9 protein-coding genes and 1 other RNA gene are annotated in these 9,664 nt (G+C 71.2%); 5 read left to right on the forward strand and 5 right to left on the reverse strand.

Annotated elements, in window-relative coordinates:
* Positions 1-71: 71 nt before the first annotated feature.
* The 3 genes from WD341_RS06770 to WD341_RS06780 are packed head-to-tail and all read right to left on the reverse strand — an operon-like array spanning position 72 to position 2,956.
* Positions 72-1,109, reverse strand: coding sequence for a DctP family TRAP transporter solute-binding subunit (locus WD341_RS06770; RefSeq protein ID WP_368424675.1), 1,038 nt, complete (start codon positions 1,107-1,109; stop codon positions 72-74).
* Positions 1,110-1,135: 26 nt separating this feature from the next.
* Positions 1,136-2,437 (reverse strand): TRAP transporter large permease, encoded by a 1,302-nt coding sequence (locus WD341_RS06775; protein WP_368424676.1) that lies wholly within the window; start codon positions 2,435-2,437, stop codon positions 1,136-1,138.
* A gap of 3 nt (positions 2,438-2,440) precedes the next feature.
* The gene (locus WD341_RS06780; protein ID WP_368424677.1) at positions 2,441-2,956 is read right to left on the reverse strand and encodes a TRAP transporter small permease; all 516 of its coding nucleotides are present in this window, start codon (positions 2,954-2,956) and stop codon (positions 2,441-2,443) included.
* Positions 2,957-3,094: 138 nt separating this feature from the next.
* Here WD341_RS06780 and ssrA point away from each other — a divergent pair.
* Together ssrA and WD341_RS06790 are read left to right on the forward strand one after the other, a co-directional pair.
* Positions 3,095-3,481: a transfer-messenger RNA gene (gene ssrA, locus WD341_RS06785) on the forward strand.
* A gap of 195 nt (positions 3,482-3,676) precedes the next feature.
* On the forward strand, positions 3,677-4,195 hold the full coding sequence (locus WD341_RS06790; RefSeq protein WP_368424678.1) for an SspB family protein: 519 nt from the start codon (positions 3,677-3,679) through the stop codon (positions 4,193-4,195).
* 22 nt (positions 4,196-4,217) lie between these two features.
* Here WD341_RS06790 and WD341_RS06795 read toward each other — a convergent pair whose 3' ends face one another.
* Positions 4,218-4,424 (reverse strand): hypothetical protein, encoded by a 207-nt coding sequence (locus WD341_RS06795; RefSeq protein WP_368424679.1) that lies wholly within the window; start codon positions 4,422-4,424, stop codon positions 4,218-4,220.
* Positions 4,425-4,490: 66 nt separating this feature from the next.
* Here WD341_RS06795 and WD341_RS06800 point away from each other — a divergent pair, with 66 nt between their 5' ends.
* On the forward strand, positions 4,491-5,132 hold the full coding sequence (locus WD341_RS06800) for an alpha/beta family hydrolase (protein ID WP_368424680.1): 642 nt from the start codon (positions 4,491-4,493) through the stop codon (positions 5,130-5,132).
* An 18-nt stretch (positions 5,133-5,150) separates the two neighbouring features.
* On the opposite strand, the gene WD341_RS06805 is transcribed toward WD341_RS06800, so the two are convergent.
* Positions 5,151-7,811, reverse strand: coding sequence for a cation:proton antiporter (locus WD341_RS06805; protein WP_368424681.1), 2,661 nt, complete (start codon positions 7,809-7,811; stop codon positions 5,151-5,153).
* A gap of 58 nt (positions 7,812-7,869) precedes the next feature.
* On the opposite strand from WD341_RS06805, the gene fumC reads away from it, so the two are divergent.
* Together fumC and WD341_RS06815 are read left to right on the forward strand one after the other, a co-directional pair.
* A complete protein-coding gene (fumC, locus tag WD341_RS06810) occupies positions 7,870-9,312 on the forward strand; it encodes a class II fumarate hydratase (protein ID WP_368424682.1) in 1,443 nt (480 codons plus the stop codon).
* Positions 9,313-9,374: 62 nt separating this feature from the next.
* Entirely contained in the window at positions 9,375-9,617 is a 243-nt protein-coding gene (locus tag WD341_RS06815) for a ribbon-helix-helix domain-containing protein (protein WP_368424683.1), read from the forward strand.
* Positions 9,618-9,664: the final 47 nt, after the last annotated feature.

The following is a 9,664-nucleotide window of genomic DNA, read 5'->3' on the forward strand; positions in this document are numbered from 1 at the left end:
CGTTTGCGATAGCGAGGAGCCCGCGCCCTCCGGCGGCGTGGAGGACGCGGGCTGCCTTCGTCAGCGCGGACCTACCACTGGCTGCGGTAGGCCTCGACCGCCTCGTCGAGCTTGGCCGGCCAGTCCTCGCCGATCTCGCCGACGATCCATTCGCGCACCGCAGGCTGGGCGAGCTCGCGGAACTGCGCCTTCTGGTCGGGCGATACCGCGACCACGGTCATGCCCTTGGCGCCCAGGATGGTGGCGGCGTTGGCGTCCTGGGCCGCGGTCATGCCGCGGTGGATGGTCTTGGAAATCTCCACGCACTGGTCGACGGCCTGCCGCTCGCCCGGCTCCAGGCCCTGGTAGAAGTCGTCGTTCATCATGTAGGCGTGCCAGGAGAAGACGTGGCCGTCGAGCGAGACGTACTTCTGGTGCTGGTAGAGCGAGGCGTCGATGATGTTGGTGACGCCGTTCTCCTGGCCATCGACAACGCCCTGCTGCAGCGCGCCAGGCAGCTCGGGCCAGGGCACCGGCGTCGCCGAGGCGCCGAGCGACTCGACCAGCTTGATCCAGACGGGCGCGGTCATCACGCGCATCTTCATGCCGGCCATGTCGCTCGGCACCTCGATCGGCCTCTTCGAGTTGGTGAAGTTGCGCACGCCGTTGTCGGCGAGGCCGAAGACCTTGATGCCGGTCTGCTGGCGCATGTCCTCGAACAGCTCCTCGCCGAAGGGGCCATCGACCACCGACCAGGCCATGGCCTGGTCGTCGAACAGGTAGGGCATGGCGAGCACGGCGAAGGGCTTGTAGACCGCCGAGATGGGCCCGTCGTGGACGACGCCCATCTGGACCGAGCCGAGCTGCAGGCCCTCGATCACCTGGCCGCCGTCGCCGAGCTGGCTGGCCGGGTAGACCTGCACGTCGATGGCGCCGGAGGTCTTGCCCTCGAGGCAGCTCTCGAAGGCGAGCGCGGCGGCGTGCTTGGGCGCGGACAGGTCGGCCGACTGGAAGTGCGCGTACTTGAGCGCCTTGGCCTCGGCGGCCCGGCCCTCGGGGCCGGCGGCGGTCAGCGCGACGGCGGCGGCCAGCGCCGCCGGCGCCGCTGCCACGATCCATGAATGCCTCATCGTGTTTCCTCCCGGATTTCTTGTGTCTAGTGGGTCAGGCCGAAGTAGGCCGGTATTGCCGTGCTGACCTGGGGCACCAGGATGACGAGCAGCAGCACGACGAACTCTGCCGCGAGCAGCGGCAGCACGGCACGCGAGAGCGCTGCGATGCGCAGGCGTCCCACGGTCGCGATCACGAAGAGCACGGGGCCGACCGGCGGCGTGATCATGCCGATGGTCAGGTTGAGCACGAGCATCATGGCGAACTGCAGCGGGTCGATGCCGAACTGGTAGGCGATCGGCCCGAGCACCGGCGTCAGGATGATCAGCGCCGGCAGGGTGTCGATGACCAGCCCGCAGAGCAGCGCGAAGATCGCCAGCAGGAACAGCACGGTCAGGCGGTCGTCGCTGAGCAGCGCGACCCAGGCCGCCAGGCTCTGCGGGATCTGCAGGTAGGTCAGCAGCCAGCCGAACAGCGAGGCCATGGCGACGATCAGCAGCACCGAGGAGGTCGTCACGGCCGCGCGCGCCAGGGCCTCGTAGAGGCCGGCCAGGCCGAGCCCGCCCTGCCCGGTGCGGCGCAGCGCCAGGCCGACCAGCAGGGCATAGGCCGTCGCCACCGCGCCCGCCTCGGTCGGCGTGAAGAGGCCGCCCAGGATGCCGCCGAGGATGATCGCCGGCATGACCAGGGCGGGCAGCGCCGCCAGGGTCGCGCGGCCCAGCTCGCCGGCGCCGGCGCGGGATTCGCGGCCGCGGTAGCCGTGGCGGGTCGAGACGATGTGATTGGCCAGGCTGAGCGCGAGGCCGAGCAGCAGGCCGGGCAGGACGCCGGCCAGGAACAGGCCGGCGACCGTGACGCGGCTGTCGGAGATCGCGTAGACGACCATCAGGATCGAGGGCGGGATGATCGGCCCGATGGTCGCCGTCGCCGCCGAGAGCGCACCGGCGTAGTTCGGCTCGTAGCCGGCCTGGCGCATCATGCGCATGACGATCGCCGAGGGGCCGGCGGCGTCGGCCAGCGCCGAGCCGCTGATCCCGGCGAAGAGCATCGAGACCAGCACGTTGACGTGGCCAAGGCCGCCGCGGATGTGGCCGACCAGGGCGTCGGCGAAGCGCAGCAGCGAGCGGGTCAGGCCGGCCGCGGTCATCAGCTCGGAGGCCAGCACGAAGAAGGGCACGGCCATCAGCGGGAAGGAGTCGATGCCGCCGAACAGGCGCTGGGTGGCGACCAGCGGGTTGAGCGTGCCCTCGACGAAGATCGCCGAGAGCCCGGCGATGCCCATGGTGAAGGCGACCGGCACGCCCAGCGCCAGGGTCAGGAAGAACAGCAGGATCAGGCTCTGCGCCATCGCTCAGCGCGCCTCCGGCGCCGCCGCCGGCTCCTCCGGGAGGTCGGCGAAGAGGTAGCCCTCCTGGACGTAGCGCGCAGCGAAGAGCAGCAGGTGGACCAGGAACAGGGCGGCGCCGATCGGCAGCGCCAGGTAGGGCACGCCGCGCGGGATCTGCGTCGCCATGGTCTCCTTGGACCAGCCGAACTCGACGAACGCGATGCCGAGCCAGAGCAGCGCCGCCATGAAGCCGCCCATCGCCAGCACCGTGGCCCAGCGCAGCGCGAGGCGCAGCCGGCGGGGCAGGAGCGCGACGAAGAGATCGATCTCGACCAGCCGGCCCTCGCGCAGCGCCAGCCCGGCCCCGGCGAAGGCGCCGAACACCATCAGGAAACGCGCCGTCTCCTCGGCCCAGGACAGCGACCAGCCGAAGCCGTAGCGCAGCACGACGTTGGCGAAGACGATGACGAAGATCGCCGCCAGCGCCAGGGCGACGACCGCCCGGTTGGCTTCCACGAACCAGCGCTCCGCGCGCCCCATGGCCCCGCTCCTCCCCTTGCGATCCGGCCGCCTCGGGCCGCATCCGCCGGTCGCCGCCGGCTTGACGAGGCACGGTATACCATCGCGTGCCTCCGGGGTGGACCCGTCGGCGCGCAGGGTAGGGCTACGCCGTCGAGAGGCGTTGATTCCGCCGCGAAAATCCCTACATTGAGGATTGCTGGGAAACCGGCTATGGCGCAAAACGGGCGTATGGAATAAGCAGAGTGGACCCGGGGGCAGTACCCGGCGCCTCCACCAGTTTTCGGGATCCGCGCGGACCGGCTTCGATGGAGCCCCGTGCGGCCCGCCGACGGGGGCGAACCAGGATCGACACCTGCAGTAAAGATACGTACGGCGCTCGGCATGGTACCGCCGTTATCGGGCCAAAATCATAGTTGCCAACGACAACTATGCTGAGGCTCGTCTCGCCGCGTAAAGCGGTCGGATGAACCGACTCTAAAGTCCTGGACGTTCAGCGCGTTCAGGCGGGGTTTGGGGCGCACCTGGCAACAGAAGCGCCCCGCTTTCTCGCGCGCCTTCTCCGATGCTCGCGGGCCCCTCCCCGACTCGCACCTTTGTTCCCGATGGGATGGCGCTAGCCGGCGTCGAAGCCTTCGACCCTAGCTTCGGCTACGCTCTTCAGGCTTCTCCTGCGGATCGAGCCCGCCAGGAGCGATGCCGACCCCTTCCAGTATCAAAAATCCAGGCTAGACTGCCATGATGACCGACGATCCATACCGCTACGACCTCATGGTCGAAAAGGCCTTGCGCACGGTCGTGCGCGAGGCGCTGGGCGTGACGGCCGAGCACGGCCTGACCGGCGACCACCACTTCTATCTCACCTTCCGCACGGACTGGGAGGCGGTCGAGGTGTCGGAGGCGCTGAAGCGGCGCTATCCGCGCGAGATGACCGTCGTCCTGCAGAACCGCTTCTGGGACCTGAAGGTCGCCGAGGACCACTTCAGCGTGGTGCTGACCTTCAACGAGGTGGCCGAGACGCTGGTCGTGCCCTATGAGGCGATCTCGACCTTCGCCGATCCCTCCGTGCGCTTCGGCCTGCAGTTCGCCTCGAGTAGCCTGGACGAGGGCAGCCTGGAGCAGGGCGGCCCCGACGAGATTTTGGACGGAGAGGCCGCGGAGGACGAGGCGCTCGACCTCGCCGGCCCTCCCGACAGGGAGCCGCCGGAGAGCGCCGGGGAGAAGGTCGTCACCCTGGACCGGTTCCGGAACAAGACCTGAGGCGCGGGAGGCGCCGGAGCCGTCAGCTCCGCCTGCCACCCTGGGCGAGCGGGTTCCACTTGGCGACCTGCCTCGGCGGCGTCGGCGCGTCGACCTGGACCTTACGGGTCTTGACGAGCTCAACGAACTCGTCGAATCGGCGCTTGATCTCCAGCTTCTCCTGCTCGTCCATCTCGCGCACGGTCTTGCCGCTGAGATCGCGCTGGCGGATATCGTCTTGGATGGTCACGGGCAGCCGCGCTCCTTGCTCGCGCTCCGGAAGCCGCTACCCTGCCGCCCGGAGGGTTAAGGCCCGATGAACGACGCCATCCCGCTGCTGTTCGACGGACCGGCCGAGGCGCCCGTGACCCTGGTCCTGGCGCACGGAGCCGGGGCCGGCGCCGAGACGCCCTTCATGACCGCCTTCGCGGAGGGCTTGGCGGCGCGCGGGCGGCGCGTCGCGCGCTTCGAGTTCCCCTACATGGCCCGGCGCCGCGCCGACGGCCGGAAGCGTCCGCCCGACCGCGCGCCGGTGCTGCTCGCATCCTGGCGCGGCGTCGTGGCGCAGCTCGGCGGGCCCGGGCGGGTCGTGCTCGGCGGCAAGTCGATGGGCGGCCGCATGGCCAGCCTGCTGGCCGCCGAGCTGGAGGCCGAGGGCACGCCGGCGCGCGGCCTGGTCTGCCTCGGCTATCCCTTCCACCCGCCCGGAAAGCCCGAACGCCCGCGCACCGCTCACCTGGCCGCCCTGGCCACGCCGGGGCTGATCCTGCAGGGCACGCGCGACCCTTTCGGCGGCGAGGCCGAGGTCGCCGGCTATGCCCTCGCCCCGGGCCTGCGCGTCCACTGGCTCGACGACGGCGACCACGACCTCAAACCGCGCAAGGCGAGCGGTCGCAGCGAGGCGCAGAACCGGGCCGAGGCGATCGAGGCCGTCGAGCGCTTCCTCGCCGCGCTCTGACGGGCCCGCGGAGTCGGCTCAGCCCGCCGCATCCGGCTGCCCGGTCTCTTCGGGCGCCTTGCCGTCGGCGCGCTCCGAGGCGACCTTCTCGATCTGCCGGCGCATGGCGGGCTGGCGGCGCATCAGGCGCCGGAAGTCCGCCGCATCGAGCTCGAGCAGGTGGCAGTAGCCGCAGGCCACGACGTCGGCGCTGCGCGGCTGACGGTGGAGCAGCGCGAGCTCACCGAAGAAGTCTCCGGGGCCGAGCAGGATCCGCTCGTCGGGCTTGCGCTCCGGCAGGCAAACCTCGACCTCCCCCGAGGCGATGAAGAACATCGAGTTGCCGGTGGCACCCTTGGTGACGATCTGCTCCCCGGGATGGGCGAGGCGCGCGCGCAGCATCTGCCCGAGTTCGGCGAGGCCGCCGGCGTCGACGCCGCGGAACAGCGAGACCCGGCGGACCATCTCCATCAGGCGCAGGCCGAGGTCGAGCGACGGCCGGCGATCGAGCGCGCGCTGGCGCCTCGCCAGATCCTGCATCAGGTCGTCGTAGACCTCCCGGCCGACCACCGATTCCTCGAGCTGCCGGCGATAGGCGCCCTCCTCCAGGCGCAGGGCGGCGCGTGCCAGGTACTGGCGGCGCAGCGCCCGGGCGAAGCCGGGATACTGCAGCTCGACCGCGGCCAGGGCGTCGTCGACGGCTTGGCGCCGACTGTCCAGAAGCTCGGCCAGGTCGTCGCGCACGCGCTCGCCGAGCAGCGGTCCGAGCGACTGGGCGATGTAGCCCTGCAGCTCGCGCATCACGAGCTGGACTGCGAGCAGCTGCTCGAAGCGGTCGGCCAGCGCCTCGGCCAGAGGGCCGCTCCAGCCGGTCAGGCGCTGCAGCCGCGTCGCCAGGCGCAGCCGAAAGGACAGCAGGACCGGCCCGCTGCCGGCGCGCCGGTAGCCCCGCGCACCCTCGACCTTGACCGCGTCGAGCAGCCGGTCGGCCAAGGCGACCAGCCGGCCGACCAGGCCGCGCGACACCGAGCGATCCTGGAAGTGCCCGAGGTAGAGCTCCTTCTCGCGGTTGGTCAGGGTGCGCAGGCCGACCTCCAGGCGATGCTCGTGCGAGATGCGCAGCGCCTCCTCGGCCGGCTGGTCGGGCGGGCCCAGGCCCTCGGCCAGGTCGGGGTCGAAGCCGTAGCTGTCGGCGGTTTCGGCGATCTGGCGCCGGATCGACTGGGCGGAGAGCGCCATCACCCGGTCGCGCAGCGCCGCCTCGGTCGGCGACAGGCGGTCGAGCCTGAGCCAGCCGATCAAGGGTCGCAGCGTGCTGCCGTTCACGAACAGCGTGAAGAAGACGTAGCCGGTCGCTAGCATGCCGACGAAGCGCCGCACCTCGACCGGCAGCGCCGCGTTGTCGACGACCGAGAGCGCCAGCACCAGGGTCGTCGCGCCGCGCAGGCCGCCCCACAGCATGACGAAGCGGGTGCGCCGTCCGAGCGGCTGGGCGAGGCCGGCCAGCACGAGCAGCGGGAACAGGCCCTCGAGCACGACTGCGCGGGCCGCCAGCGAAGCCACGATCAGCACGCCGAGCAGGCCGAGCTCGCTCCAGGTCATGTCCTCGAGCAGCCGGACGCCGAGCATCGAGGCCAGCACGAAGACCAGCGAGGTCGCCCAGAAGTCGAGCTGCTGCCAGGTCTGTGACAGGTGGCTCCAGGCGGTCGGCGAGATCCGGAGCGGCCCCTCGACCGAGATCACCAGGCCGGCGGTCACCACCGCGACGACGCCGGAGACCCGCAGGTAGTCCTCGCCCACGATGAAGGCGAGGTAGGCGAGCGCGACCGAGAAGGTGATGGCGGCGATCGGCATCTCGCGCAGGTAGGGCAGCACCAGGCAGGCGAGCCGCGCGAGCACGACGCCGAGCGCCAGGCCGCCGGCGAAGTCGGTCAGGAAGGTCATGGCAGCCGCCGCCGGGTCCGGCTCGACGCCGGACGTCAGCATCGAGAGCAGCAGCGCGAAGAAGGCGATCGCCGCGGCGTCGTTGAACAGGCTCTCGCCCGCGACCAGGACGGTCAGGCGGCGCGGCGCGCCGATGTCGCGGAAGACCTGAATCACGCCGGCCGGGTCCGTCGTGGCGACGATGGCGCCGAGCAGCAGGCAGACCACGAGGCCGCGGTCGGAGACCCCGGAGAGCGCGAAGCCGATCATCCCGGCGGCGACCGCGACCGCGACCACGGCGAGCAGCAGGACCGCAGCGACCTCGTCGAGCAGCAGCCGGACGTCGACTCCGAGCCCCGCCGCGAACAGCAGCGGCGGCAGGAACAGATAGAGATAGCCGTCGGCGCCGAGCCCCATCACGCGCAGCCCGACGAAGAGGCTGTCGACCACAGCGATCTCGCCGCTCGACGGCTGGCCCAGGCCGAAGGGATCGAGCAGCAGGTCGGCGAGGCCGATCAGGATGCCCAGGCAGACCAGCAGCGCGGCGAAGGGCAGGCGCACGCGCTCGGCGAGCGGTGCCAGCAGGCTGACGCCGATGAGCAGCACGACGAGGGCGAGGAGGATCGGGACCAGCTCGGACATTTCCGCCACTTTGCCCGAAGCCCGGAGCGCCTGCCAGTGGCGCCGGCAGGCGGCGGCCGCAGCCGCCCGCCCGGCCGCCGGATCCGGCGGTCCGCTGCCGCCGCCGACGCCGTTGCGCGCGATTTGGGGTAGCACGCGATGTCGGCGCTTCCTAACTCAGGGGGGCGGCGAAGCGGCGACGCGGGAGGCGGTTTTGAGCAGCGAAAGCCCGAACGAGCGGCCGGAGGGCTGGGAGGAGACCCGGCTGGAGAGCGATTCGCTCGGCGAGATCGCGGTCGCGGCGGCGCGCTACTGGGGCGCCCAGACCCAGCGCTCCCTGGAGAACTTCCGGATCGGCGAGGAGCGCATGCCGCCCGCCCTGATCCACGCCTTCGGGCTGCAGAAGCTGGCGGCCGCCCGGGTCAACGAGCGGCTCGGGGCTCTGCCCGCGGAACTCGCCGGCACCATCGTCGAGGCGGCCGGAGAGGTCGCCTCCGGCGCCCTGGACGCGGAGTTCCCGCTGGTCGTCTGGCAGACCGGCTCGGGCACGCAGACCAACATGAACGCCAACGAGGTCATCGCCGGCCGGGCCAACGAGATCCTCACCGGCACGCGCGGCGGCAAGCGCCCGGTGCATCCCAACGACCACGTCAACCGCGGCCAGTCGTCGAACGACTCCTTTCCGACCGCCATGTACATCGCCGCAGGCCTGGCCCTGGCGGAGGGCACCCTGCCCGGCCTTCGCCACCTGGCCGAGGGCCTCGCCGAGAAGGCTTCGGCCTTCCGGGACCTCGTCAAGATCGGCCGAACCCACCTGATGGACGCGACACCCCTGACCCTGGGCGACGAGTTCTCGGGCTACGCCGAGCAGGCCGCCCGCGGCGTCCGACGCATCGAGGCGGTCCTGCCGGGCCTGCTCGAGCTGGCGCAGGGCGGCACTGCCGTCGGCACCGGCCTCAACGCCGAGCCGGGCTTCGCCGAGGCCTTCGCCGCCGAGGTCGCCGGCCTGACCGGGCTGGATTTCGTGACGGCTCCCAACAAGTTCGAGGCGCTGGCCGCGCACGACGCCATGGTCGAGGCCTCCGGCGCGCTCAACACGGTGGCGGCCTCGCTGATGAAGATCGGCAACGACATCCGCCTGCTCGGCTCCGGGCCGCGCTGCGGCATCGGCGAGCTGCGGCTGCCCGCCAACGAGCCCGGCTCCTCGATCATGCCCGGCAAGGTCAACCCGACCCAGAGCGAGGCGCTGACCATGGTCTGCACCCAGGTCATGGGCAACCACACGACGATCACCCTGGCCGGCGCCAGCGGCCACTTCGAGCTCAACGTCTTCAAGCCGGTGCTGATCTACAACCTGCTGCAGTCGGCGCGCCTGATCGGCGACGCCGCGCGCTCCTTCCAGGACAACTGCGTCGCCGGCATCCAGGCTGACGAGCAGCGCATCGCCGAGCTGCTGCACGGCTCGCTCATGCTGGTGACGGCGCTCAATCCGCACATCGGCTACGACAAGGCGGCCGAGGTCGCGAAGAAGGCCCACGCCGAGGCGACGACCCTGAAACAGGCGGCGGTCGCGCTCGGCCACGTCACGCCCGAGGAGTTCGATCTGAAGGTGCGCCCGGAAGCCATGCTGGGCCCGCGCCGACCAGCGCCCCGGTGACCGCCGCCGCGCCCGCCGCCCGGGGCGGACCAGACACCGGGGGACCAGACACGGGAGAAAGCATGAGCAGAAGCGGGATCCTGCGCAAACGCTCGGTGACCATCGCCGGTCATCGCACGAGTTTGTCGCTCGAGGCGGTGTTCTGGAAGGCGCTGCAGGACGCGTTGACCGAGGAAGGCACCTCGGTCAACGCCCTGGTCGAGCGCATCGACCGCAATCGCGCCGCCGACGGCAGCGGCGGCAACCTCTCGAGCGCCGTGCGCGTCTGGCTGATGCAGCGGCTGCGCGAGAAGGCCCCGGCCTAGGAGCCTGTCTGAGTAAGCGTCTTCGTCTCGACGCTGCGTTGTGTTCG

The sequence above is a fragment of the Tistlia sp. genome (genome assembly GCF_040905785.1).
Lineage (GTDB): Bacteria > Pseudomonadota > Alphaproteobacteria > Kiloniellales > DSM-21159 > Tistlia.